At 42.1% G+C, this 23,234-nt stretch carries 29 protein-coding genes; 10 read left to right on the top strand and 19 right to left on the bottom strand.

Going from position 1 to position 23,234, the window contains the following annotated elements; translation table 11 throughout:
* Positions 1 to 40: 40 nt before the first annotated feature.
* The 7 genes from BUC10_RS07635 to BUC10_RS07605 are packed head-to-tail and all read right to left on the bottom strand — an operon-like array spanning position 41 to position 3,752.
* On the bottom strand, positions 41 to 730 hold the full coding sequence (locus BUC10_RS07635; RefSeq protein WP_073178021.1) for a DUF2490 domain-containing protein: 690 nt from the start codon (positions 728 to 730) through the stop codon (positions 41 to 43).
* The gene (locus tag BUC10_RS07630; protein WP_116465755.1) at positions 711 to 1,295 is read right to left on the bottom strand and encodes a hypothetical protein; all 585 of its coding nucleotides are present in this window, start codon (positions 1,293 to 1,295) and stop codon (positions 711 to 713) included. The genes BUC10_RS07635 and BUC10_RS07630 overlap by 20 nt, the downstream gene beginning before the upstream one ends.
* Positions 1,282 to 1,845, bottom strand: a complete 564-nt coding sequence (locus BUC10_RS07625; RefSeq protein ID WP_073178018.1) for a DNA-3-methyladenine glycosylase I — start codon at positions 1,843 to 1,845, stop codon at positions 1,282 to 1,284. The genes BUC10_RS07630 and BUC10_RS07625 overlap by 14 nt, the downstream gene beginning before the upstream one ends.
* A 40-nt stretch (positions 1,846 to 1,885) precedes the next feature.
* Positions 1,886 to 2,218, bottom strand: coding sequence for a hypothetical protein (locus tag BUC10_RS07620; protein WP_073178017.1), 333 nt, complete (start codon positions 2,216 to 2,218; stop codon positions 1,886 to 1,888).
* Positions 2,219 to 2,233: 15 nt separating this feature from the next.
* Positions 2,234 to 3,196, bottom strand: coding sequence for a sodium-dependent bicarbonate transport family permease (locus BUC10_RS07615; protein ID WP_073178016.1), 963 nt, complete (start codon positions 3,194 to 3,196; stop codon positions 2,234 to 2,236).
* 3 nt (positions 3,197 to 3,199) lie between these two features.
* Positions 3,200 to 3,493 (bottom strand): hypothetical protein, encoded by a 294-nt coding sequence (locus BUC10_RS07610; RefSeq protein WP_073178015.1) that lies wholly within the window; start codon positions 3,491 to 3,493, stop codon positions 3,200 to 3,202.
* A 22-nt stretch (positions 3,494 to 3,515) separates the two neighbouring features.
* Positions 3,516 to 3,752: a hypothetical protein gene (locus BUC10_RS07605; RefSeq protein ID WP_073178014.1), complete on the bottom strand. Its 237-nt coding sequence runs from the start codon at positions 3,750 to 3,752 to the stop codon at positions 3,516 to 3,518.
* A gap of 81 nt (positions 3,753 to 3,833) precedes the next feature.
* Between BUC10_RS07605 and BUC10_RS07600 the strand changes: the two genes are divergently transcribed.
* The gene (locus BUC10_RS07600) at positions 3,834 to 4,757 is read left to right on the top strand and encodes a LysR substrate-binding domain-containing protein (RefSeq protein WP_073178012.1); all 924 of its coding nucleotides are present in this window, start codon (positions 3,834 to 3,836) and stop codon (positions 4,755 to 4,757) included.
* Here the strand turns inward: BUC10_RS07600 and BUC10_RS07595 are convergent.
* From BUC10_RS07595 to BUC10_RS07585, 3 genes are read right to left on the bottom strand one after another with little or no spacing between them, the layout of a single operon-like run.
* On the bottom strand, positions 4,720 to 5,088 hold the full coding sequence (locus BUC10_RS07595; protein WP_073178009.1) for a hypothetical protein: 369 nt from the start codon (positions 5,086 to 5,088) through the stop codon (positions 4,720 to 4,722). The genes BUC10_RS07600 and BUC10_RS07595 overlap by 38 nt on opposite strands.
* Before the next feature lie 19 nt (positions 5,089 to 5,107).
* The gene (locus tag BUC10_RS07590) at positions 5,108 to 5,491 is read right to left on the bottom strand and encodes a hypothetical protein (protein WP_073178007.1); all 384 of its coding nucleotides are present in this window, start codon (positions 5,489 to 5,491) and stop codon (positions 5,108 to 5,110) included.
* 38 nt (positions 5,492 to 5,529) lie between these two features.
* A complete protein-coding gene (locus BUC10_RS07585; RefSeq protein ID WP_131819060.1) occupies positions 5,530 to 5,868 on the bottom strand; it encodes a hypothetical protein in 339 nt (112 codons plus the stop codon).
* A gap of 144 nt (positions 5,869 to 6,012) precedes the next feature.
* Here BUC10_RS07585 and BUC10_RS07580 point away from each other — a divergent pair, with 144 nt between their 5' ends.
* The 6 genes from BUC10_RS07580 to BUC10_RS07555 all read left to right on the top strand — a co-directional run bounded on the left by BUC10_RS07580 (position 6,013) and on the right by BUC10_RS07555 (position 12,785).
* Complete coding sequence (locus tag BUC10_RS07580; RefSeq protein WP_073178003.1) at positions 6,013 to 6,699, top strand: TetR/AcrR family transcriptional regulator; 687 nt, start codon at positions 6,013 to 6,015, stop codon at positions 6,697 to 6,699.
* Positions 6,692 to 8,359: a peptidase domain-containing ABC transporter gene (locus BUC10_RS07575; protein WP_073178001.1), complete on the top strand. Its 1,668-nt coding sequence runs from the start codon at positions 6,692 to 6,694 to the stop codon at positions 8,357 to 8,359. Before BUC10_RS07580 ends, BUC10_RS07575 begins: the two co-directional genes overlap by 8 nt.
* 6 nt (positions 8,360 to 8,365) lie before the next feature.
* Positions 8,366 to 9,718 (top strand): HlyD family secretion protein, encoded by a 1,353-nt coding sequence (locus tag BUC10_RS07570; protein WP_073177998.1) that lies wholly within the window; start codon positions 8,366 to 8,368, stop codon positions 9,716 to 9,718.
* Positions 9,702 to 11,117, top strand: a complete 1,416-nt coding sequence (locus tag BUC10_RS17725) for a TolC family protein (protein WP_073177996.1) — start codon at positions 9,702 to 9,704, stop codon at positions 11,115 to 11,117. Before BUC10_RS07570 ends, BUC10_RS17725 begins: the two co-directional genes overlap by 17 nt.
* Before the next feature lie 9 nt (positions 11,118 to 11,126).
* On the top strand, positions 11,127 to 12,026 hold the full coding sequence (locus tag BUC10_RS17720) for a YitT family protein (protein WP_073177994.1): 900 nt from the start codon (positions 11,127 to 11,129) through the stop codon (positions 12,024 to 12,026).
* Positions 12,027 to 12,152: 126 nt separating this feature from the next.
* Positions 12,153 to 12,785: a thioredoxin family protein gene (locus BUC10_RS07555; RefSeq protein WP_073177992.1), complete on the top strand. Its 633-nt coding sequence runs from the start codon at positions 12,153 to 12,155 to the stop codon at positions 12,783 to 12,785.
* Here BUC10_RS07555 and BUC10_RS07550 read toward each other — a convergent pair.
* The 5 genes from BUC10_RS07550 to BUC10_RS07530 form a co-directional block, all read right to left on the bottom strand.
* Complete coding sequence (locus tag BUC10_RS07550) at positions 12,768 to 13,487, bottom strand: hypothetical protein (RefSeq protein WP_073177990.1); 720 nt, start codon at positions 13,485 to 13,487, stop codon at positions 12,768 to 12,770. The two genes, BUC10_RS07555 and BUC10_RS07550, sit on opposite strands and share 18 nt — an antisense overlap.
* Positions 13,488 to 13,560: 73 nt before the next feature.
* Positions 13,561 to 14,259: a tRNA pseudouridine(55) synthase TruB gene (truB, locus tag BUC10_RS07545; protein WP_073177988.1), complete on the bottom strand. Its 699-nt coding sequence runs from the start codon at positions 14,257 to 14,259 to the stop codon at positions 13,561 to 13,563.
* A gap of 45 nt (positions 14,260 to 14,304) precedes the next feature.
* A complete protein-coding gene (locus tag BUC10_RS07540) occupies positions 14,305 to 15,099 on the bottom strand; it encodes an undecaprenyl-diphosphate phosphatase (protein ID WP_073177986.1) in 795 nt (264 codons plus the stop codon).
* Entirely contained in the window at positions 15,100 to 15,363 is a 264-nt protein-coding gene (locus tag BUC10_RS07535) for a DUF3098 domain-containing protein (RefSeq protein WP_073177984.1), read from the bottom strand.
* Between the two features lie 9 nt (positions 15,364 to 15,372).
* Positions 15,373 to 16,251, bottom strand: coding sequence for a cell division protein FtsX (locus BUC10_RS07530; RefSeq protein WP_073177982.1), 879 nt, complete (start codon positions 16,249 to 16,251; stop codon positions 15,373 to 15,375).
* A gap of 88 nt (positions 16,252 to 16,339) precedes the next feature.
* Here BUC10_RS07530 and leuS point away from each other — a divergent pair, with 88 nt between their 5' ends.
* The 3 genes from leuS (at position 16,340) to BUC10_RS07515 (ending at position 20,247) form a co-directional block, all read left to right on the top strand.
* Entirely contained in the window at positions 16,340 to 19,138 is a 2,799-nt protein-coding gene (gene leuS, locus BUC10_RS07525) for a leucine--tRNA ligase (RefSeq protein ID WP_073177980.1), read from the top strand.
* Positions 19,139 to 19,159: 21 nt separating this feature from the next.
* A complete protein-coding gene (locus tag BUC10_RS07520; RefSeq protein WP_073177977.1) occupies positions 19,160 to 19,420 on the top strand; it encodes a SemiSWEET family sugar transporter in 261 nt (86 codons plus the stop codon).
* Between the two features lie 131 nt (positions 19,421 to 19,551).
* Entirely contained in the window at positions 19,552 to 20,247 is a 696-nt protein-coding gene (locus tag BUC10_RS07515) for a zinc metallopeptidase (protein ID WP_073177975.1), read from the top strand.
* Between the two features lie 76 nt (positions 20,248 to 20,323).
* Here the strand turns inward: BUC10_RS07515 and BUC10_RS07510 are convergent, their stop codons facing one another.
* From BUC10_RS07510 to BUC10_RS07495, 4 genes are all read right to left on the bottom strand, one after another.
* Positions 20,324 to 20,842, bottom strand: coding sequence for a ferritin (locus tag BUC10_RS07510; RefSeq protein ID WP_073177973.1), 519 nt, complete (start codon positions 20,840 to 20,842; stop codon positions 20,324 to 20,326).
* Positions 20,843 to 20,960: 118 nt separating this feature from the next.
* Positions 20,961 to 21,281 carry a hypothetical protein gene (locus tag BUC10_RS07505; RefSeq protein ID WP_073177971.1) on the bottom strand — a complete coding sequence of 107 codons (321 nt, stop codon included), beginning with the start codon at positions 21,279 to 21,281 and terminating at the stop codon, positions 20,961 to 20,963.
* Between the two features lie 39 nt (positions 21,282 to 21,320).
* On the bottom strand, positions 21,321 to 21,791 hold the full coding sequence (locus tag BUC10_RS07500) for an Lrp/AsnC ligand binding domain-containing protein (protein WP_073177969.1): 471 nt from the start codon (positions 21,789 to 21,791) through the stop codon (positions 21,321 to 21,323).
* Between the two features lie 47 nt (positions 21,792 to 21,838).
* Positions 21,839 to 23,212: a saccharopine dehydrogenase family protein gene (locus tag BUC10_RS07495; RefSeq protein WP_073177967.1), complete on the bottom strand. Its 1,374-nt coding sequence runs from the start codon at positions 23,210 to 23,212 to the stop codon at positions 21,839 to 21,841.
* Positions 23,213 to 23,234 lie beyond the last annotated feature (22 nt).

The following is a 23,234-nucleotide window of genomic DNA, read 5'->3' as shown; positions in this document are numbered from 1 at the left end:
TTTCCATACAGCACAATTACCACAATAAAGTTGTTGAAAGTTAAAAGGAAAGTTGTGCGCTGGTAAGCAGGAACAATATGTTTTGGGGAGTTGCAAAGGTGTAGTCCTCCATACGGTATTCTATGCCTACAAGTAGCTTTAGTTTCCGGTCCATTTTCCATCCCATTTGCCCTGTTAGGCGCACATCGTATTGGGGTGAACTGCCTTTGGATACACTCAAAAGTTGTTCCATGCTGGCAATTAAAAATGGCTCCCCAATATCCAGTTTTTCACCCTTTAATGGAAAATCCGATGCAAATCGGTACCGGAAGCGATGGATGGTCAAATTCTTCAAAATGCGCTGTTCTGTCCGGAGCCTATGACCAAAACGAACAACTAAAGGACTAGAGGTTATATTGTATTGTTGGGTAAGACGGAGTTCATCCTGCTTACCATCGAAAATGTTTCTAAACCGATATTGCACACCAAGTGATACACTTTGGTTATCCTGCACGTTGAATTTTGAAAAATGGACCAGATCGATTTGCCGCCCCTTAAATCTGAAGTCGCCATCCTCTATAACATAACTACGGTGCGCCAAGGAAAAATTATGGGAATAATTGTTTGAAACCCTATAGTTAAGGGCCATTTGAGGCTGCCAATAGGCCGTTAAGTTTTCCTGTCCGTGAAAAATCATGGGCATCAACAATAGAAGTAAACAACTCCACCAACTAGTATAGGATATGGTCATAGTCGGCCGATAATGATTCCCGAAGCTTTATTAGTTGTCCTTCAGCAGAGAAAAGTCCTTCAAAGGTCTGATAGCCTTTTTCCCCCTTTGTGGTAAAAACAAGCTCGTAATTGATGGTAGGAAGGATAAGGTTTTGAAAGGCATCGCGCAAGACTTTTTCTACTCCGGTGCTCCCAGCAGGATGTTGTTGCTGTATTCTTTTTATGCGTATTTTTTTAAATTTGGACTGTAATTGATCTGTTATCCTCGCCCAGCTTTCTTCAGGGACGTCCGTTTCTTTTATCAAGAACTCCACATCCTCCAAATCTCCGTTTTGATTGAATTCAATGCTGTAATGCAGACGACCTTTCTTCAGCTTTAGCTCATAACTTTTTTTGGTACTATCCGTCTCATGATAGAAGCGAACCCTTTTCGCGTCCTCCAAATAAGGTGAAACCATTTGTAAGGCATTGGAGGGGAATTCAGATTTGGGAATCCTATACTCTTTCTCATATTTGTTTTGAGCAACTGTGGAAAGAGCCAAACATAAAAAAAGGAAAGTAAAAAACCGTTTAGACCTCATCATATCTGAAACAACTTACTTCATGGTCATTCACCATACCAATGGCCTGCATGAATGCGTAGATGACAGTACTCCCCACAAACTTGAATCCCCGTTTTTTTAGGTCTTTGCTTATGGTATCGGAGAGTGGTGTGGTAGCTGGGCCATCCTTATAATTTTGTAAAGTATTCTTTATAGGGACATCATCTACAAATCCCCAGATATAGGCACTGAAACTGCCAAACTCCTGTTGTGTTTCCATAAATGCCCTTGCGTTGGAAACTGTTGCGTGCACTTTGAGTTTGTTCCGAATAATTCCTGGATCTGTCAACAATCCATCAATCTTGGATTGGTCATAATGGACAATTTTTTTGTAATCAAAATGGTCGAAGGCGCTCCTGAAGTTCTCTCGCTTCTTGAGTACCATTATCCAGCTAAGGCCAGCCTGAAAGGTCTCCAATACCAAAAATTCAAATAGGGTGTCATCATCCCTGACCGGGGTTCCCCATTCCTTATCGTGATAACTTTCATAAAGGGAGTCTCCTTCACACCAACCACAGCGATGTTTGCTCATAAGCTAGGTTTTCGATAAAGATAGGAGAAAAATAAAAGTTCTATACTGCCAGTAGTTCTTTGGCGACCAATGCGTTTTCCAAGTCTGCATAAATCTTCGTCAAACCCTTGTAAAAGTCTTTTCGATCACGTCTTCCCAATATGTAAATGGCTTTGGAATTGGCGCGGTTTAGGATGCCTACTATGGAAACCATCTTCCCGATAAGCTTATGTGAGGATAAACTGATGGACTGGTCATGGGATTCATACTGGGGGAGATTGCTTTCTAAATAAAGGTAGGTTTCGTTTACAGGCTTTCCAATGATATAGACCGACCCAATTCGAATTGACTTGGGCTTGGATTTTGAATGCACTAGGGTACCAGGGTTACTCATAGTCTTCTGTTTTTATTAGAACCATTGTATCAAGAAAAGGTACAACGGCATGCCAAGGGTGATGTTGAATGGGAAAGTAAAGGCCAGCGCCATGGGGACATATAGACTTGGGCTGGCCTTGGGTGCCGCAATCCGCATAGCTGCGGGGACGGCGATATAAGATGCGCTGGCCGCCAAAATGGCGAACAGAAATCGGTTACCTACGCTTTCGGTAATGAATTGACTGAACCAGGCTACTAAACAGCCATTAAGGATGGGAAGTCCGATAGAGAAAATCAAGGCGAACCATCCCTTGTTCAAAAATGATTTGATTTTTTTGCCACTAGTTATTCCCATGTCCAATAGGAATACCGCCAAAAATCCCTTAAATATATCGGTTGTGAAAGGTTTGATTCCTTCGGCCTGGTGTTCGTTGGCCAGAAAGCCAATGGCCAGACTTCCAAGGATAAGGAGCACACTGCCATTGGTTACGGAATGATGCAGCACTTTGGAGAAATTTCCTTTTTCCTTTTTCTCCTTCTTGAAGTAGGCCATGAGCAATACGCCAATAATGATGGACGGGGCTTCCATCAAGGCCATGACCGCTACCATATGGCCTCCAAAATTTATGTTTTCCAGCTCCAGAAAGGAAATTGCGGTCACAAAAGTGACCGCACTTACCGATCCGTACGCCGCTGCTATGGCACCTGAATTTTCAACGCTGAACTTTCGTCTTAATATAAAATAGGCAAAAACGGGTACTGAAATCGCTAAGAACACCCCAAAGAGGAGCGACCAGACGATTTCCATATTAAACTGGCTATGGGAAAGCTCCATGCCCCCCTTAAAACCAATAGCGAAAAGCAAATACAACGAGATAAACTTGGAGGAGTTTGCCGGAATTTCCAAATCGCTCTTTAGCTGCACCGCCACAATGCCCAAAAAGAAGAAAAGTAAAGCAGGATTGGTCAGGTTATCCAATAGCAGGTGTAGATCCATAGGTTAGTCTTCCAAGGTGATGTTTAGTATGCCGTCGATTCTTAATCTTTTGCCTTCACTTCGAACACTGTTGATGAAGTTCTTGGCGATAAGCTTTTCGGTTTCCAATTCATGAATTCTTCCGTCAGGATACTTGGTGTTGGCATCACGGTTTCCCTCACACCAAGAAAGTCTCTGGAGTTTATGGAAGTTTATTTTTTCATTCAGAAGAGCCGTGATTACATCCAGTGCTTCCGAAGCTGTGAATGTACCATCCACCAATTGAATTTTTTGATCTGTCTTAACTAAGGTTTCCATTGTTTTTCGATTTAAGATTTAACTAATACTTTTTTGTTTGGTTTTTTCCTATGAGATGGATGGACATAAGTCCAAAAATGATGGACATTGAGATACTCAACCATCCGAAGAAGAGAAAATCATTAAGTGCCGAAAGCACCAGAATTGCGCCAAACAGAAATCCGGTCAGGGCATAGTACAACGGATAAAATCGTTCAGGATTCTTGGTTTTTACTTTTTGCGATTCGAGCTTTTGGGTTTGTGTGAGTTTGAACAACATGGTTTGTTTTTTTTACAAAGGTTGGGGAATTAATAGATATATTTTTATTTATATTTATTATGAAAAACATAAATAATATTTATGAATTATACATTGCATCAACTTCGAATATTCTCTCAAATTGTTGAAAAACAAAGTATTACAAAAGCATCAGAAGCACTATATCTGACTCAGCCAGCAGTGTCAATTCAGTTGAAAAATTTTCAAGATCAGTTCCCAATTCCGCTAACCGAGGTGGTGGGCAGAAAGTTGTTCATAACGGATTTTGGTAGGGAGATAGCCCTTTCTGCAGAACGTATTCTATCTGAGGTTGATGGCATTAATTACCGAATGCAATCTTTTGGGGGGAAGCTTGCAGGAAGGTTGAAGGTCTCAGTTGTATCCACAGGAAAATACGTTATGCCCTATTTCCTGTCCGGATTCATGAAAGCCAATACCGGAGTGGACCTTGTTATGGATGTGACCAACAAAGCCAGGGTAGTGCAAAGCTTGGAAGAGAACCAAGTGGATTTTGCACTGGTGTCTGTCCTACCAGATCACCTGAAACTAAAGAAGGCTAGCTTGATGAAGAACGTACTGTATTTGGTTGCCAATCCAAATCATTACAAGAAAATATTGCTCTCCAAGAAAATGTTCGTAAAGGACACTCCATTGATTTTCAGGGAGCCGGGTTCCGCAACCAGGGCGGCCATGGAGACCTACTTAAACAATGCAGAAATACAAGTAGGAAAGCGGATAGAACTCACCTCCAACGAGGCGGTAAAACAAGCTGTAATAGCTGGTTTAGGTTGTTCCATAATGCCCTTAATTGGAATCAAAAATGAGCTAAAGAACGGCAGCTTGGAGATATTTCCAAAGCGAAGTCTACCCATACAGACTACATGGAACTTGGTATGGCTGGCATCGAAAAAACTGTCTCCGGTCGCAACCGCATTTTTGGAATATGTTGAGCAGGAAAAAGAACAGATTATCCAGCGGGATTTTGACTGGTTTGAGAAGTACTAGGAGCTGATTTGGAAATTTCTATGGTACTGTGAATCTGCAATATCTGACCTTCATTTTTGGCCTGCACGATCAATGTGGTGATTTCCTCCTTTGCTTTTTTCAATTGGACAATCCTGTTTTTGGAGTTCAGGGAATCCTGACAATCTGGATGTTGTAGATTGAGCAGTTGCACCGAATGAAATTTGATTTTGTCATTAAGCAAGGATAAAAGTACATCGGCAGCCTCAGAAGGGGAGAACAATCCTTCAATCAACAGATAAGAATCTGTTTTGGGAGTATGCTCCCCTTTTGTTGCTGTTTTTGACCACTTGTGTAGCCATTTTTGTATCATGCTCAAGTGCTTTGGGTTTTTACCTAACGATGGAGCCCTTACCCTCCATTTTTGGCAATCTTAGCTCTCCAGAAGCGATGGCTCCATTGAGCGATGCCGTCATGGTTTTGTAAACCCTAAAGAACTTTTGGTTGTTGGACCTCTTAAAGGTAATCTTAGGATTTTCCCCGTAGTTGATGTCTGTCACGGTCACCGTAAGATTGTTTAAACTCGAAATGTTTGCTATTCCGCCCCGTTTGATAATAAAATTCTTTCGCGGGACATCAATATGCTGATAGGAAGAACCAGTAGGTTCACCAATCGTGATGTTGTCACCAATTTGCACCAAGTCCGTGTAGTCTTCTTGGGCATGCATGGTGCACGCCATCAGGGCTGCTGTAAGAAATACATAAATCTGTTTCATTTTGGGTATGTTTAAAGGTTAATGTCATTTTAGGGTTCCTATCGAACCAAAACCGCCTTTATGGTGGGTTTATAACCATAGAAGTTCCTGCCGTCCTCCCTTCTTAGGATGACCTGGACGCTTCCATCTGCCATGGTTTCCATATGATCCACATAAACCACCTGCCCGTGGAAGTTCATCTGCAATCCGAATCCGGATGAGGAATTTAACGAGTTTTCCATGACCACCACATTGGTATACGGTATCTCCAAAAGTGTATCCAGTTCAGAATCTCCCCGACTTTCGGAGAAATGCTCCACCTTCAACTGATAGCGTTCCTGGGCAACTAGGCCCATGCTCATTAACATTAATAATAATATGGGTAATTTTTTCTTCATAGCAATAATTTTCCCAATTAAACACAATAAAGATAGAATTAATCGCTTATAAAAATGTATTACTATTGTTAAAAGGAAGTTAAACTATTATTATATGATAGTAATACTGTTATTTTTGGAATCGAAATTAATAATTAGTCAACCATGGATAGATTAATGCAGTCCATAAGAATAGGAATCAACGAGAAGATTTACGTAAAAGACCCTGAGTCATCGGACCTTGGGAAAAGAATCATAGAGCAGAGCATCTTGATGATCGATGAGATGGGTTTTGAAAGTTTTACTTTTAGAAAACTGGGCGAGCAAATCAAATCCAACGAGAGCTCCATATACCGCTACTTTGAGAACAAACATAAATTATTGCTCTATTTGGCCTCGTGGTATTGGGGATGGCTGGAGTATAAAATGGTCTTTGCGACCAATGCTATAATGGATCCGGCTGAAAAACTTAAAAAGGCAATTGAAATACTCACCCAAACCGTTAAACAGGATGTTGCGTTTTCACATGTAAATGAGATACTGCTCAACAAGATAGTAATCAACGAATATTCCAAATCATACCTTACCAAGGAAGTGGATCAGGAGAACAAAGAGGGTTATTTTGTGATATATAAAAGATTGGTTAACAGGTTGCATGAGATGATTGTTGATCTGGATAATGAATATCCATATCCTTCAAGCTTGGCCAGTACTGTTCTGGAAGGTTCCTTGCACCAATATTTTTTAAGGGAACATTTTCCCATGTTGACCGATTGTAACGAAACTACAACACCTACCCAATATTTTACCGATTTGGTTTTCCGCACCTTAAACCCAAACACTAATGGCTGAAAAAGTTCTAACTGCCTGGCAACGCCTAATGGGATTGCTGGCATTGGATAAAAAAGATATCCTTCAAATTTTTTACTATGCCATATTCGCCGGATTGGTGAATCTTTCCCTTCCATTGGGGATACAGGCAATAATAAACCTTATTCAAGGGGCTCAAGTGAGCACTTCGTGGATTGTACTTGTGGTGCTTGTTACCCTTGGGGTTGCTTTTGCGGGGACGCTCCAATTGATGCAGATGCGGATTATTGAAAATGTACAGCAAAAGATTTTTACAAGATCTTCTTTTGAGTTTGCATATCGTTTTCCAAAAATCCAGATGCACGAGCTTCGCAATTATTATCCGCCTGAGCTAGCCAATAGGTTCTTCGATACCCTAACGGTCCAAAAGGGACTTTCTAAGATTTTGATTGATTTTCCAGCAGCGTTTTTGCAGATTATTTTCGGATTGTTGCTCCTATCATTCTATCATCCCTTTTTCATTATCTACGGACTTCTATTGATTCTGTTGATTTATGTGGTGTTCAAATTTACTGCGCAAAGGGGTTTGGAGACCAGCTTGGATGAGTCAAAAAACAAGTATAAGGTCGCTCACTGGATACAAGAAATTGCAAGGTCTCTAGTGAGTTTCAAATTATCTGGAAAGACGACTCATGCCATCGATAAGAACGATACTCTGGTAGCGGATTATCTGGATGCACGGGAAGGGCACTTTAAGATTTTGGTACTGCAGTTCATCCAAATGATTGGGTTCAAAGTGCTGGTTACGGCAGGTTTGTTGTTGATTGGAGGTCTTTTGGTGTTGAATCAGGAAATGAACATAGGACAGTTCGTAGCGGCTGAGATTATTATCATTTTGGTGATTAGCTCTGTGGAAAAAATGATTCTGGGACTGGAAACCTTTTATGACTTGCTTACCTCATTGGAAAAGCTTGGACAAGTTGTGGATAAAAAACTGGAGCCCCAGAGCGGGGAAAAACCATTTGGCGAAAATGAAGGTTTCACCGTGGAATTGGAGGATGTATCGTACCATGTCCCAGAAAGGGACAAAAAGATCATTGACGGTGTGTCGCTGACCATAACGCCTTCCTGTACCATTTTGTTACAGGGAACAAGTGGTTCTGGGAAGTCCACCCTACTGCGCCTTATTGCCGGTATTTTGGAGCCAGACCAAGGAAAGATTTTTGTGAACAATGTGGCTATCCAAGGGATTAATTTAAACTACTACCGTTCCAATCTAGGTCAATCCCTAAGTGAGGAAACCCCTTTTGAGGGTACTATTCTGAACAACATCACCTTTGGAAATAAGGATATTTCCCAAGAGGAGGTTTACTGGGCCTTGGAAAAAACAGGTCTTACACAATTCGTAAAAGAGCAGCCGCATGGACTTAATACGGTACTCTACCCAGAAGGGAGGCAAATTCCCTATACTATTTCCAAGAAAATTGTTTTGGCCAGAAGCGTTGTTCGCAAACCTAAATTGTTGATCCTAAAAGACCCCCTGGATCAATTTGGAGAAGTGGAAGCCGACAGAATTATAGACTTTTTAACCGACTCCAGTAATGGCTGGGCGTTGGTAATTGTTAGTGAGAACCCGAAATGGACCGCACGTTGTGGCAGGATTATCACCATGGAAAAGGGAAAATTGATTAACGAAAGGTAGACAGTTATGCTTAATATATCTCCAAATAAACTCAATCAAACAGTAGACCTTAGCGAATATAAGGCTGCAAAGAAGGTTTTTGGCAAGCGTCACAACAAGCATTTCAACAGATTGCTCACTATTTTTTCGGTAATCACGCTTATTGTTATGTTTCTGCCCTGGACCCAGACCATCTCAGGGAAAGGGTACCTCACGACCTTAAAACCGGACCAACGCCCACAGACCATTCAGTCACCAATACCTGGACGGATTGAGAAATGGTACGTGCAAGAAGGAGATTATGTGGAGAAAGGGGATACCATACTGTTTATATCGGAAGTAAAAAGTGAATATTTTGATCCAAATCTAGTAGAGCGAACAGGAAAGCAAGTTAAAGCGAAATCCATGGCGGTGACCTCGTATCAGGAGAAGGTAAAAGCCTTAAATGTGCAGATTTCCGCCTTGACCAATGAGCGAGGATTAAAATTACAGCAGGCACGAAACAAACTGATTCAGTCAAAATTGAAGGTGCAGAGCGATAGCATAGATTTGGAAGCTGCCAAGACGAACATCACTATTGCCGAGCGGCAATTCAATCGAACATCGCAACTGCAAGAGGAAGGACTTAAGGCAGTTACCGATGTGGAGGAAAAAAGGTTGAAACTTCAAGAAACCCAAGCCAAATTGATTTCACAGGAAAACAAGCTCCTGACGAGCAAGAACAATGTGATCAATGCCCAAGTTGAGATCAATAGGGTGCAGGCGGAGTATACGGACAAGATTTCAAAGGCCCGAAGTGATATGCTCACAGCACAATCCAACCAGTTTGATTCCGAGGCCCAAGTGACCAAGTTGGAGAATGCCTATACCAACTATGCCATGCGAAACAGTTTGTTGTACATCAGGGCACCCCAAAGTGGGTTTATCAATCGTGCCCTTCAGTCCGGAATTGGCGAGACCTTTAAGGAGGGAGACCGATTGGTGGGCATTATGCCTTCCAACTTTGATATGGCTGTGGAGACCTATGTGGAACCCATAGATTTACCACTGATCCACTTAGGTGAGAAGGTGCGGATTCAGTTTGATGGATGGCCTGCAATTGTTTTCAACGGCTGGCCCAATGTTTCCTTTGGAACTTTTGGAGGAGAGGTAGTTGCTGTGGAGACGTTTATAAGTCCCAATGGAAAATATAGGGTCCTTTTGGCACCTGACAAAGAGGATGCGCCTTGGCCTGATGCCATTAGAGTGGGCTCTGGGGCTAACACCATTGCCCTTTTGGACGATGTGCCCATTTGGTTTGAATTATGGAGGCAATTGAACGGCTTCCCACCTAATTATTACCAACCTGAAAATAAGATTGCGGATGTTAAAAAGAAATAGCTCCATTTTCTTATTACTCATTCTTTTTTTTGCAGGCGTAAACGGTATACATGCCCAGCAAGATACCTTGGTCCTAAATTTTAAGGAGTATCTGGGCTATGTGAAAAAATACCATCCAATTGCCAAGCAGGCCCAATTGACCATTGCTGCAGGTCAGGCTAATTTAATGAAGGCAAGAGGAGGTTTTGACCCCAAAATCGAGGTGGACTATGACCGAAAGGAATTCAAGGGGACAGAATATTGGGACCGACTGAACACCACATTCAAGATTCCCACCTGGTTTGGTGTGGAGCTTAAAGGAAATTTTGAGCAGCGGGAAGGGACCTTTATTAATCTTGATGAAACACTTCCGGATGATGGCCTTTACAGTGCAGGTGTGTCCATGTCACTTGGCAGGGGGTTCTGGATCAATGAGCGTATGGCAACTTTGCGTAAGGCGAAGTTTTTTAGGGAGCAGTCAAAGGCAGATCAAGACCTTTTGGTCAACGAGGTCCTTTATAAAGCCTCGGTCGCATATTTTGATTGGTTGCAGGCCTATAAGGACATGCAGGTTTTTAACGATTTTCTTACCAATGCGGAGATTAGACTCGATGGTGTAAAACAAAGGGCCAGAGTTGGGGATGTAGCGGCCATTGACACAGTGGAGGCTAAAATTGCAGTACAAAATCGGGCATTGGGCAAAGAACAGGCCACGGTGAAGCTGATGAAGAAATCACTCGAGCTTTCCAATTATCTATGGATAAACGATGTGCCGGTTGAGCTACAACCCGATGTGGTTCCTGATGTTGAGGTAGATCAAGATATTGATACGACCCTGGAAATTATGGGAAAACCCTTGGATAGCTTTGCTTTGGAGGACCATCCCAAGTTAAGGTCACTTGACTATAAAATTGATGGCCTCATTGTGGATAGAAGACTGAAGGCCAACAAACTGTTGCCCAAATTGGATGTAGAGTACAACTTTCTTACAGAATCCCCCGGTAATATAAATTCCTTCGTTGTTGAAGATTTTAAGGGTGGCCTAACCTTCAGTTTTCCTCTTTTTTTAAGGAAGGAAAGGGGCGATTTAAAGCTTGCAAAGTTCAAACTACGGGATGTGGAATTTGAAAGGGACAATGCGCAAGTTGAAATTCAGAATAAGGTGGTGGCCATATATCGCGAGCTGGATTCATATACCACACAAAATCAACTAATAGCAGATATTGTTTCTGATTATGGAACGCTATTGGCAGCGGAGGAACGTAAATTTACCTTTGGGGAGAGCTCCCTCTTTTTGATCAATTCCCGGGAAAGTAAACTCATAGATGCCAACCTGAAGCAAAATGAGGTCCAGAACAAGTTTTTCCATACCAAAGCAATGTTGTTCAAGAGCTTGGCAATTAATCCAATGAACCTGTGAAACTAGATTATGGCATACAAAAAAGGCATGTTGGGATTATGGAGTGGCAAGACCAATACGGGAAGGATTGCTAAAGACTCCTTTTTTATCGTTACGGGAATTTTCTCTGCCGCCTTCGGATTGGAAAGCTTTCTTTTGCCAAACAGGTTTATTGACGGTGGAGTGACCGGGATTTCCCTTTTGGTTTCCGAAGTTACCGCTGCACCGTTATGGATGCTTATTGTACTTATCAACCTGCCTTTTATGTTTATGGCCTACAAGGTCATAGGCAAACAATTTGCATTGAAGACCGTGGTCGCCATTTTGGGCTTGGCGCTAACATTGGCATTGATAGAGTTCCCAGAGGTTACACAAGATCGGCTTTTGGTGGCCGTCTTTGGTGGGTTTTTCTTGGGAGCGGGTATCGGATTATCCATTCGGGGCGGAAGTGTGCTGGACGGGACAGAAGTGCTTGCCATTTTTCTGAGTAGAAAGTGGGGCGCTAAAATTGGTGATATCATTATCCTTATCAATGTTGTTATTTTCTTGGCAGCGGCCTATTTGTTGTCGATTGAGTCTGCACTCTATTCCATGTTGACCTACTTGGCGGCTTCCAAGACTTTGGACTTTGTGGTGGAAGGAATCGAGGAATATACGGGGGTTACTATAATATCGCGTGAAAGTGAGGCAATTAGAAAAATGATCATTGAAAAAATGGGGAGGGGCCTTACCATTTACGAAGCCAAAGGAGGGTATGGCAATCAGGGCGAACAAAATGAATACCAAGTAATCTATACAGTGATCACCCGTTTGGAAATCCGAAAATTGTATATCGAGATTGATGAGATAGATAGCTCTGCTTTTGTGGTAATGAACAGTATTAATGACACAAAAGGAGGAATGGTCAAGAAAAGGCTGTTGAACTCATAATGAATTGCTTTAGCCATTGTTTTCCGTTGAATCCAAGTGAATTGTAAGTTTTGCAATAGAATTACCACCAATGACAAAAATCAGATTTAGTGCTGTTTTTGCAGCTTACATTTGGAAAAAGTAGATATGCAGTTGATAACAGATAATATTAAAGATGAGCAGATAGATCGTATTGAGCACGCTATTTCTGCTGGAATGGAGTATAAAGAGTATAGGGAATTGGTGCATCAGTTGGCGGAAAACCGACAAACCAGTGGACCGGAACAATTGGAATCGTTGATCAACTATACGGAGCTCAACAATAGAAGAATGAAACGATGGGACAAGACCATTAAGATTGATGAGGAAGTCAAGGCGAAGATTGCCAAAATTGATACAAAACTCACTTTCTTGGTCTTGAGCGAAAGTTGGTGTGGAGATGCTGCGCCAAGTTTACCTGTTATGAACAAAATAACAGAACTCAATCCCAATATTGGGTTCAAGATTGTCCTTAGAGATCAAAACCTGGATTTGATGGATCAATTTCTTACCAATGGTTCCCGATCTATCCCAAAACTGGTCATCCTAGACGAAGAAAAGCAGGAAGTTATGGCAGAATGGGGTCCTAGACCCAGCACGGCCACCCAAATGGTTCAATCCTACAAAGAGGAACATGGGAAACTTACAGCTGAATTCAAACAAGATCTTCAGGTGTGGTACAATAAGGATAAGGGAAAAACTATTTTAAGCGACCTTTTGGAGCTACTTCCTTTGGAATAAATAGGTAATGGTCCCTATCTGGGTACTTTTGGAATCTGGACTAAACCTGGCCTTAAGCGCATAGGTAATGGCATTTTCAATGAGGCAGTAGTTATTGGTCCCGGAGCTTTTGTCGTTAAAATCCGCTTCAGTGACATAGCCATTGTTGTCCACTTTTATATTAATGACCACTTTGCCCCCCTCGATACAGGTGTAAATGGGAGGGGGTAATGAGTAGGCATTACGTTCCACCAGGGAATATGAAATAGAAGTGCGTCGGTCTTTCAGGTTGTTCGTAAACTCTTCTTTCTGGGCTTCCCGTTCGCCAAGTTTTTGTTTTTTTTCTTCTCGTTTGGCAGCTAATTGCTTTAATTGCTCTGCAAATTCGCTATCCGAATCGGAATATTCACCCTCCTCGCTATTTAAGGCCTTTTCCTCAAGAAGCTCTTCCAAAGTCTTTAGCGGTTCTGGATTTCCCACGCTTGGTTTGGCCGTTTCATTGAAGGCCATGTGGCTTTTTATGGGATCATTGTTCATCAATTCCTCCAAGCGCTCTTCTTCCTCCCTTAACAGTTCTTCAATATCTTCATCCGCCAGGCTCATTTCAATAACATACTCTTCCTCTTGCATACCGCCTAAATGGATGTTGTACAACAACAAAACGATTAGGGACATGGAGAAAAAAGTTATTAAAAATGATAACTGGTTTCTGTTAAGGTTCATAGTGATATTATAACCGCTTTTTTTTAAAAATATTTTATCCCGGCACTTTTGGAACCTCTTTCTGTCAATGAAATCAATCTTCTTGACCCAAATTCTCCTTGAAAACCGAGGGGGTGACAGCATTAAGTACGTTGAAATCGCCTATTTTGGTTCTTCTGAGTCGAGACAAATGGGCTCCGGAATCCAGGTATTTTCCGAAATCATGGGCCAGCGATCGGATATACGTGCCTTTGCTACATACTACCCTAAAGTCTACTTCGGGCATCCGGATTTCAGTGATTTCAAAGGTTTGAATCTCAACTTTTCGCGATTTAATTTCCACTTCCTTGCCTTCCCGGGCGAACTCATAGAGGCGTTTACCATCTTTTTTTAGCGCAGAAAAAACGGGCGGTACCTGCTCAATTTCTCCCAAAAATTGGGATGTGGCCCCGTGGACTTCCCGTTCGGTTATGTGTTGGGTGGGAAAGGTTTGGTCCACTTCGGTCTCCAGATCATATGATGGGGTGGTAGAACCAAGGGTAAAGGTTCCGGTATATTCCTTGATCTGACCCTGCAGCTCAGGTATTTTCTTGGTGAATTTACCGGTGCAGATGATAAGCAGTCCGGTTGCCAAGGGGTCTAAGGTTCCAGCATGGCCAATTTTGATCTTTTTAAGGTCGAACTTTTTTCGGATGGCCCATTTTAAAGCGTTGACGGCCTGGAACGAACTCCATTCCAAAGGCTTATCGATCAAAAGGATTTGACCAGCTAAAAAATCTTCTTTGGTCTTCAAGTAGATAGGGGTTTAAAGGTCAAAGTTACATATCGGTCGGTACTATTATCCCCAAATGCTCCAAGCAATGGCAATAAGTCCTACAATCAAACAATAAATAGCAAAATATGAAAGCTTGCTTTGTCGTACCAATTTGATCATCCAAGTACAGGCTGCAAGTCCCGCAATAAAAGCGGCAATAAACCCTACTCCCATGGCAACAGCTTGGTCACCAACAAAATTGACCTCACCACTTAAAAGATCCTTTGCCATTTTTCCCATAATAAGTGGTACCACCATTAAAAAGGAAAATCGGGCCGATTTGGATTTATCCACTCCTAAAAGAACTGCGGCGGATATTGTGGCTCCACTTCTGGAAATTCCGGGCAAAATGGCCACGGCCTGAGCCATTCCAATCACAAGGGCACCTCTGTAAGAAACACCTTTATCCGTGGTCTTGGCTAAATCTGCCAGATAAAGAAGAATAGCTGTAATTAGGAGCATAATGCCCACGATGATAATCGCCCCGTCAAAAAAGACTTCCAGAAAATCTTCCAAAAAGAACCCCACGAGGGCCGCAGGAATCATGGAAATGATGATTTTTAAGGAGAACCTGGTCTCTTCATTCCATTTAAACTGAAATAGCCCCCTCAGAATCTCCCAAACATCTTTTCTGAAAACTATAATTGTGCTGAGTGCTGTGGCAAAATGAAGTACCACGGTGAACAGCAAGCTCTCCTCAGGAAGGGAATCCGCACCCAGTATCGCCTTACCCAACTCAAGGTGTCCACTAGAGGAAACCGGCAAAAATTCAGTAAGTCCTTGGATAATTCCAAGGATGATTGCATCAATAAGTTCCAATTACTTTTTGTTTTTGCTAGGGTTCAACAAAATGGCGTAGATCTGAATCCCAAGACCTATGAGCACCAAAGTGGGTGCTAATCGTATCCGCCTAAAACTATAGATATCCGGATTAAAAACATTGGGGTCGTCGCTACCACCACCGCTCATCAAAATAAATCCTAGAGCTATAAACGCAAGTCCGATGAAAAGAAACGTGTAATTTTTCTTTTCAAAAATGAACTCTTTTTTTGGTTTTGCAACGTTCTTATTTTTCTTACTCATGCCGTAAAGTTAATAATAAAGATCATCAGTCCTTAAATTAAGGAACCGCTGGGTGGCAATATGCGTACTGCCCCAGGAAATAAGGACACCCAAGCCAAAAACTCCTGCGAACAGAAGAATTAGGACAACAAAGTCTTGGAATAAGTTTAGTTCTGGGAAATTGGTGTTGACATAATACAACACTCCAGCAAGGGCAATCAAGGCCAGTGCAGCTCCTAGCATACCCAATTTAATATTGGTGTATATGAATGGCCGACGGATAAATCTTTTGGTGGCTCCAACCATTTGCATGGTCTTTATGATAAAACGTTTGGAGTATATGGACAATCTAATGGAACTGTTGATGAGCAATACCGCAATAACGGTAAAAGCGGCGCTGGCGATTAAAATCCACAAACTGATTTTCCTAACATTATCGTTTAACAGTGAGATTAAAGGTTTGTCATAACTAACTTCTTCAACATAGGCTTTTGCGGAAATATCTCCTGCAATGGCCTCAATTTGTTCTGGGGATACAAAATCGGCCTTAAGATTTACATCGATGGAATTCTTAAGTGGATTGTAGCCTAAAAATTCCACAAAATTCTCACCTATATCTTCACTGTATTGCTCTGCCGCATCTTCCTTGGATACATAATCTGCAGATTTCGTGTAATCGGCTAGTGCCAAACTTTTTTGAAGCTGTTCAATCTCAATGGGTTTGGCGTTGTCCTTTAAAAAGACAGAAATGGTAATCTGTTCTTTAAAGTGATCTGCCAATTTTTTGGTATTGAGTACCAAAAGTCCAAGAACACCAAGAAGGAACAATACTAGGGCAATGCTCAAAACGACTGAAAAATAGGAGGAAATCAACCTTCTCCGCTGATAACGTTCAATATATTGGCTCATATGGGAAAATCAGTACGTAAAAATAGAAAAGTAAATCGTAATTAGGGGATTAAAGCTATTTTTGCAACTTGAAAATGAAGCGAAGACCATGGATTATAATTTCAGGGAGATAGAAGCCAAATGGCAAAAGTATTGGGCAACCAATCAAACCTTTAGGGCATTAAACCAATCCGATAAACCCAAGTTTTATGTGTTGGATATGTTTCCTTACCCATCAGGCGCTGGATTGCATGTTGGGCATCCCCTTGGATATATTGCCAGTGATATCTATGCCCGATATAAAAGGCATAAGGGCTTCAATGTCCTACACCCGATGGGTTACGATTCCTTTGGTCTTCCTGCAGAGCAGTATGCCATACAAACTGGGCAACATCCTGCAATAACCACAGAAGCCAACATCAAAAGGTATCGTGAACAGTTGGACCAATTGGGCTTTTCTTTTGATTGGAGCCGTGAAGTAAGAACATCGGACCCTGGCTACTATAAATGGACCCAATGGGTTTTTATTCAGTTGTTCAATTCGTGGTACAATAAGGTAACGGACAAGGCAGAGCCAATTTCAGATTTGATCTCTAGTTTTGAACGGTCTGGGAACAAACAAATTGAAGCTGCTTGTGATGAGGATATCCTTGAATTCAGTGCTTCGGATTGGGAGCAGTTCTCGCACAAAACCAAACAGGAAATTCTTCTAAAATATCGACTTACCTATTTGGCTGATACCGAAGTAAACTGGTGTCCGGCATTGGGGACTGTTTTGGCCAATGATGAGATTGTAAACGGGGTTTCGGAACGTGGGGGACACCCTGTAATCCGCAAAAAAATGACCCAATGGAGTATGCGTATCACCGCCTACGCCCAACGTTTGCTAGATGGTTTGGACACAATTGACTGGCCACAACCATTGAAGGATTCCCAAACCAATTGGATTGGTCGTTCAGAAGGAGCTTTGGTAGAATTCGGCATTCATGATTCCGAGTATAAGATACCTGTATTCACGACCCGTCCCGATACGATCTTCGGTGCCAGCTTTATGACTTTGGCCCCTGAACACGAACTGGTCCGGAAAATTACCACTACAGAACAGAAAGAAACGATTGACGCCTATGTTGAAGCAACGGCCAAACGCTCGGAGCGTGACCGAATGGCGGACGTTAAAACGATTTCCGGCGCCTTCACTGGAGCTTATGCCGAACACCCATTTACCAAAGAACCTATTCCCATTTGGATTGGGGATTATGTCTTGGCGGGTTATGGAACCGGGGCGGTAATGGCCGTGCCCTGCGGGGATCAGCGGGATTACGATTTTGCCAAGCACTTTGGTATTCCAATCCCCAATATTTTTGATGGGGTGGATATTTCCGAAGAAGCTTTTGCTGACAAGGCGAACACCGTAATTGCCAATTCTGATTTTCTAAATGGACTTTCGTTTAAAGAGGCCACCAGCAAAGTGATTGGGGAATTGGAAAAGATAGGTCAAGGAGAAGGAAAGATCAATTACCGTCTTCGGGACGCCGTTTTTAGTAGACAGCGGTATTGGGGGGAGCCATTCCCGGTATATTACGTGGAAGGGATGCCACAGATGATTGCCGATGAACACTTGCCTTTGGAACTGCCTGAAGTAGAGAAATACCTGCCAACGGAGACTGGAGAGCCGCCATTGGGCAATGCTACCACTTGGGCCTGGGATGTTGAAAAATGTTTGGTGGTCGACAATCAAAAGATCGATCACAAGACGGTTTTTCCTTTGGAATTGAATACCATGCCTGGTTGGGCAGGGAGTTCCCAATATTTTAACCGCTATATGGATTCAACCAATGCTGAAGCTATTTATTCAAAGGAAGCCATTGGGTATTGGCAGGATGTTGACCTATACATTGGCGGAAGTGAACATGCTACTGGACATTTACTGTATTCGCGATTTTGGCAGAAGTTTTTATTTGACAAAGGGATTGCCCCTAAAGAAGAATTTGCCAAAAAGCTGATCAATCAGGGTATGATTACGGGAACAAGTGCCTTTGTTTATAAGGATATGGATTCCAACAGGGTGTATTCCAAAGGGTTGCTCGAGGGAAGGAATATCATACCTATTCATGCTGATGTTTCCTTGGTGAACTCATCCGATGAACTGGACGTGGAGGCTTTCAAGCAGTGGTTACCTGAGTACAAAGAAGCTGAGTTTGTGCTTGAAGATGGAAGATACATCGTGGGTCGTGAGATAGAGAAAATGTCCAAATCCAAATACAATGTAGTCAACCCAGATTTGATTTGTGAGGAATACGGAGCTGATTCCCTACGTTTGTACGAAATGTTCCTTGGCCCATTGGAACAATCCAAACCTTGGAACACTGCCGGGATTTCAGGGGTTCACTCTTTCTTGAAAAAACTGTGGAAGCTATATACTTCAGTTGACGATAGCGAAGCTTCCGCGGAAAACCTTAAAACCTTGCACAAGACCATTAAAAAAGTGGAGGAAGATATTGAGAACTTCTCATTCAATACCTCGGTATCCACCTTTATGATCTGTGTCAATGAACTCACGGCCCAAAAATGCCATAGCAGGCGGATTTTGGAACCACTGGCTATTTTGGTGTCGCCGTATGCTCCGCATATTGCTGAGGAGCTATGGGAGAAATTGGGGCACTCCCAATCCATTTCGGAAGCAGTGTTTCCAAAGTTTGAGGAAAAACATTTGGTTGAAAATAGCAAGGAATATCCTATTTCCTTTAATGGAAAAATGCGATTTAAGCTGGAGCTTCCGTTGGATTTGGCCAAAGATGAAATTGAAGCGGTTGTAATGGCGCACGAAAAAACACGGGCACAGCTTGATGGGCGAACGCCTAAAAAGGTGATAGTGGTACCGGGTAAAATTGTCAATATCGTAGGGTAGGCATAACATATATGATGAAATATGGAAACTATAGAGATCATTGGACTCGTTGCTGCTACACTCACCACGAGCGCATTTGTGCCCCAAGTCTATAAAACCTGGAAGACCAAGTCTACCAAGGATATCTCCATTACCATGTATTCTGCTTTTTTAGTTGGGACATCCCTTTGGCTGTTCTATGGCATCCACCATGATAGTTTGGCGATAATCTTGGCCAATGGCATTACCGCTATATTGGTGTTATTCATGATTTTTTTAAAGTTTCGATATAGACAGGTGTAGTTTAATGGGCGGAAGAATTTACTGGTTACAAATCAAGATTTGTACATTTTGTCAGTAAAACAGCTCCACTAATAGCTTGGCGGGGTTTTTGCTTTAGAGTTGGTATCTTTATAAGACTAAAACTAGAAGCTATGATGACATATTATATATTGATTGGCGGAATTGCGTTGATCAGCTGGTTGGTAAGTAGCCGATTGAAGAGCAAGTTCAAAAAATACTCCAAAGTTCATTTGAGAAATGGTATGAGTGGAGCGGAAATTGCCCAAAAAATGTTGGACGACCATGGCATCCGGGATGTTAAGGTAATTTCAACTGCAGGAAGGCTTACCGATCATTACAATCCTAAAAATAAAACTGTAAATCTGAGCGAAGCGGTTTACAGCCAAAGAAATGCCGCGGCCGCCGCCGTAGCAGCGCATGAGGTGGGGCACGCCGTTCAGCACGCTCAGGCCTATGAATGGTTGACCATGCGGTCTAAATTGGTTCCTGTGGTCAGTGTAACCTCTGGAATGTCCACTTGGATTGTTTTTGGAGGATTAATGTTAGGTGCTGCGGCTGGTGTTGGGTTTGGATTTTACATAGCTGTCGCCGGCTTGATCATGATGGGATTGGCGACGGTATTCAGCTTTGTCACACTACCAGTTGAATATGATGCCAGTAATAGGGCTTTGGCCTGGTTAAAGCAGAAAAATATGGTGAGTCAGCAAGAGTATGCAGGAGCGGAAGACGCTCTAAAATGGGCTGCAAGAACCTATTTGGTAGCTGCATTGGGTGCTTTGGCCTCCTTGGTATATTGGGCCTTCCAAGTGTTTGGCGGCAGGGACTAACCATTGGTAAAAAAGTATAAAGCAAAAAAACGGAGCCATAGGCTCCGTTTTTTCATTAGGAATTTTCATGAGTTAGTTAGTCCATCCAGTTCCCAACATGATCATCTATTACCTGTAATCCAACACCTTCTGTGCCGGTTACGGAAATCATGTCAAGTATATCCCTAATTGTGTTTTCTTCTTCCACCTGCTCCATGACAAACCAATCGAGAAACCGTTCGGTGGCAATATCACCAACTTCCCTGGCTTTCATGACAATGTTATGAATGGATTTGGTTACAGCAATCTCATGATCCAGCGTACTTTCAAACACATCCACTATAGAAGCATAATCATGATTTATACCTGTAACTTCTGGTGAAAATGGACTTCCACCGGCATCAATCAAAAAATCAAAGATTTTCATCATATGCTCACGCTCTTCTTCCGATTGTTTCCGGAAAAACTTAGCACTGGTAAAAAAACCGTTTTGGTCGCACCATGAGGCCATGGCCAAATAGGTGGCGGAGGCATGGGCCTCCATTTTTATCTGTGAATTGAGCAAATCCATCGATTCCACCTTGATGCTCATTCCTTGTCTAGCTATATCTTTCATTGTTCAATACGTTATCGTTCATTTTCTTTTCCAGTTATAAAAGTACGCAATCTGGCCCTTAAAATATGGGTAAGGCACTATTTTAAAGCGATTTAAGACTTATTAAAAATAAGGAGGGTTAGGCGCTGAGAACACCTGGTGTTGCGGAAAGTCCCATATGTAAGAATCCTTGCTCCATTAATTCCTTAAGATCTAGGATTTCTAAGGTGTTCAGAACAAACAAGTGCTTCTTGTTGCAAAGTTGTAAAACTTCCAAACCATGTTTGTTCATTTCACTGTCAAAGTGGTCTTCTATGGAAATAGAAAGAACCTTGTGCCTAATGGCAAGCAATTGGCAGAATGAGATCCTTACCACTTTTTGACCAAAATCGATATAGAAACAACGATCGCTCGTGGCTTGGTAGAGGGTATAATATGTAGTCCGATAAATCGTGTTCATCGGGTCAAAAATAATCTTTATTTAGATTCAATACAAATATCAGATGTGAATCTGTCGGTCAATTTGCTGATTTAGGGAAATAAACGTTTCGGTTCTGGATACGCCGTCAATCTGTTGGATTTTCTTGTTCAGTACCTGCATAAGGTGTTCATTGTCCCTACAGAGCACTTTGATAAGGATGGACCAGTTCCCGGTGGTATAATGGCATTCCAAAACCTCAGGAATTTTTTCCAACGCCTTTACAGCCTGAGGGTTAGCCATGGCTTTATCAAGAAAAATACCGATATAGGCCATAGTGGTATACCCCAATACTTTGGGATTTACGATGAACTTTGAGCCCACAAAAAGACCAGAAGCTTCCAGTTTTCTGAGTCGTTGGTGGATGGCGGCGCCCGAAATGCCAATATTTCGTGCAATCTCCAGAATAGGTCTCCGGGCATCTTCCATAAGGTACCTTAGAATTTTTTTGTCTATTCCGTCTATTTTGACGGAACTGTTAGAATTTTTCATGCTTTGGTTTCAATAACAAAGTTAAAGATACCGAAAACTGAAAAACTTTAATTTCCTATTGAATCTGGATTATACCCCAAATAAGGTACTTGGTATTCGTTGAAGGTGATGCCGTACGATTTCAACTCCTTTAAAATGGGTTGATAAACCTCCTTGCCTATTGGAATTTGAACTCCGGGTGTAGTGATGTTCTTATTTAAAATTTGTAGTGTGGCCATGGCCACGGGTAATCCAACAGTTTTGGCCATGGCAGTAAAAGTCTGGTTTTCCCCAAGTACCACCATATTGGCATCCAACTGTTTTTTTACTCCTTCCAGTTCATAGCCAAACTTATGGTACATTACGATCATATCACGTTCGTCCGATTTTAATGTCCAGCTGTCCTCCAAAATATATTGGAGCATTTTTGCGGGAGTGGCGTTTTTTAGGGGTATTTTTTTGGTGTCATCAAAGAGATTTAGCTCCAATAGTTTTCCCCATCTAATATCATCTTGGTCAATCTTTAAGTAGTGCCGTAATTTGAGCTCTACAGAATCTGTTGGTGAATATGGTAAAAACAGATTTACAAATTCCCGATAGGACATTCCCTCCGAATTTTCGACAATATAGGTGTCATCGGTCATACCCAAAATAACGAACATTTGCCAGGCCTTGGAAAACCCAATGCGCCGCATGGTTCCTCTATATAGGGTAAGTGCATCCTGAAGTCCGTAAGCCTCCCGGTATTTTAAGGAATCCCGATTGGGATACACCTCAAAAGTGCCATACCCATCAATATCCACCAACTCGGTTCGTCTAAATATTTTTTGGTATGGAATGTATTTATAGGTGCCCTCTTGAATAAATTTTGCAGCCCCGCCCTGACCGGCCACAACTACATTTCTCGGATTCCAAGTGAATTTATAACTCCAAAGATTGGTGTCATGCTCTGGGGCCACCAATCCGCCGGTAAATGATTCGAAAAGCAATAGTTTTCCGCCACGATCCCGAATACGATCAATGACTTCCATGGCACTCATATGGTCTATCCCTGGATCCAAGCCAATTTCGTTCATAAACACCAATCCGTTGGCCTTTGCCTCTTCATGAAGTGCTTCTATCTCCTTGCTGACATAAGAAGCCGTAACCAAATGCTTTTTATACTGTATACAGTCCTCAGCTATTTTAATATGGAGCCTTGGGGGCAGCATGGATACAACAATATCGCAATGCTCGATCAATTTTCTTCGGGCCGAATCATCAAAAATATCGAGTTGAACCACCTTGCAGTTGGGATGGGAGCTAATATTACTGGGGATGTTTTCAGGATGTAGGTCTCCAATCGTCAGCTTAAGTTGTTCAGCAGAGGATTTTTTAAGGAGGTAATCCAATAGATAAGAGGTTGACTTTCCAGCTCCAACAACTAAAATAGTTCGACCCATGGGTTTTAGTTATTTTTGATTA

The sequence above is a fragment of the Flagellimonas flava genome (assembly GCF_900129665.1).
GTDB classification, from domain to species: Bacteria; Bacteroidota; Bacteroidia; order Flavobacteriales; family Flavobacteriaceae; genus Flagellimonas; species Flagellimonas flava.
The sequence above is the reverse complement of the archived record's forward strand: the minus strand, read 5'-3'. Positions and strand labels throughout refer to the sequence as shown.

Excerpts from the sequence above, each read along its gene's own strand:
- BUC10_RS07625 (WP_073178018.1), bottom strand. The coding sequence starts at position 1,845 with ATGAGCAAACATCGCTGTGGTTGGTGTGAAGGAGACTCCCTTTATGAA.
- BUC10_RS07620 (WP_073178017.1), bottom strand. The coding sequence starts at position 2,218 with ATGAGTAACCCTGGTACCCTAGTGCATTCAAAATCCAAGCCCAAGTCA.
- BUC10_RS07605 (WP_073178014.1), bottom strand. The coding sequence starts at position 3,752 with ATGTTGTTCAAACTCACACAAACCCAAAAGCTCGAATCGCAAAAAGTA.
- BUC10_RS17725 (WP_073177996.1), top strand. The coding sequence starts at position 9,702 with ATGTTAAAAAGAAATAGCTCCATTTTCTTATTACTCATTCTTTTTTTT.
- BUC10_RS07515 (WP_073177975.1), top strand. The coding sequence starts at position 19,552 with ATGATGACATATTATATATTGATTGGCGGAATTGCGTTGATCAGCTGG.
- BUC10_RS07570 (WP_073177998.1), top strand. The coding sequence starts at position 8,366 with ATGCTTAATATATCTCCAAATAAACTCAATCAAACAGTAGACCTTAGC.
- BUC10_RS07585 (WP_131819060.1), bottom strand. The coding sequence starts at position 5,868 with ATGAAGAAAAAATTACCCATATTATTATTAATGTTAATGAGCATGGGC.
- BUC10_RS07630 (WP_116465755.1), bottom strand. The coding sequence starts at position 1,295 with ATGATGAGGTCTAAACGGTTTTTTACTTTCCTTTTTTTATGTTTGGCT.
- BUC10_RS07530 (WP_073177982.1), bottom strand. The coding sequence starts at position 16,251 with ATGAGCCAATATATTGAACGTTATCAGCGGAGAAGGTTGATTTCCTCC.
- BUC10_RS07505 (WP_073177971.1), bottom strand. The coding sequence starts at position 21,281 with ATGAACACGATTTATCGGACTACATATTATACCCTCTACCAAGCCACG.
- BUC10_RS07575 (WP_073178001.1), top strand. The coding sequence starts at position 6,692 with ATGGCTGAAAAAGTTCTAACTGCCTGGCAACGCCTAATGGGATTGCTG.
- BUC10_RS07535 (WP_073177984.1), bottom strand. The coding sequence starts at position 15,363 with ATGAGTAAGAAAAATAAGAACGTTGCAAAACCAAAAAAAGAGTTCATT.
- BUC10_RS07520 (WP_073177977.1), top strand. The coding sequence starts at position 19,160 with ATGGAAACTATAGAGATCATTGGACTCGTTGCTGCTACACTCACCACG.
- BUC10_RS17720 (WP_073177994.1), top strand. The coding sequence starts at position 11,127 with ATGGCATACAAAAAAGGCATGTTGGGATTATGGAGTGGCAAGACCAAT.
- BUC10_RS07510 (WP_073177973.1), bottom strand. The coding sequence starts at position 20,842 with ATGAAAGATATAGCTAGACAAGGAATGAGCATCAAGGTGGAATCGATG.
- BUC10_RS07595 (WP_073178009.1), bottom strand. The coding sequence starts at position 5,088 with ATGATACAAAAATGGCTACACAAGTGGTCAAAAACAGCAACAAAAGGG.
- BUC10_RS07615 (WP_073178016.1), bottom strand. The coding sequence starts at position 3,196 with ATGGATCTACACCTGCTATTGGATAACCTGACCAATCCTGCTTTACTT.
- BUC10_RS07495 (WP_073177967.1), bottom strand. The coding sequence starts at position 23,212 with ATGGGTCGAACTATTTTAGTTGTTGGAGCTGGAAAGTCAACCTCTTAT.
- BUC10_RS07550 (WP_073177990.1), bottom strand. The coding sequence starts at position 13,487 with ATGAACCTTAACAGAAACCAGTTATCATTTTTAATAACTTTTTTCTCC.
- BUC10_RS07580 (WP_073178003.1), top strand. The coding sequence starts at position 6,013 with ATGGATAGATTAATGCAGTCCATAAGAATAGGAATCAACGAGAAGATT.
- BUC10_RS07635 (WP_073178021.1), bottom strand. The coding sequence starts at position 730 with ATGACCATATCCTATACTAGTTGGTGGAGTTGTTTACTTCTATTGTTG.
- BUC10_RS07590 (WP_073178007.1), bottom strand. The coding sequence starts at position 5,491 with ATGAAACAGATTTATGTATTTCTTACAGCAGCCCTGATGGCGTGCACC.
- BUC10_RS07610 (WP_073178015.1), bottom strand. The coding sequence starts at position 3,493 with ATGGAAACCTTAGTTAAGACAGATCAAAAAATTCAATTGGTGGATGGT.
- leuS (WP_073177980.1), top strand. The coding sequence starts at position 16,340 with ATGGATTATAATTTCAGGGAGATAGAAGCCAAATGGCAAAAGTATTGG.
- BUC10_RS07555 (WP_073177992.1), top strand. The coding sequence starts at position 12,153 with ATGCAGTTGATAACAGATAATATTAAAGATGAGCAGATAGATCGTATT.
- BUC10_RS07500 (WP_073177969.1), bottom strand. The coding sequence starts at position 21,791 with ATGAAAAATTCTAACAGTTCCGTCAAAATAGACGGAATAGACAAAAAA.
- BUC10_RS07600 (WP_073178012.1), top strand. The coding sequence starts at position 3,834 with ATGAATTATACATTGCATCAACTTCGAATATTCTCTCAAATTGTTGAA.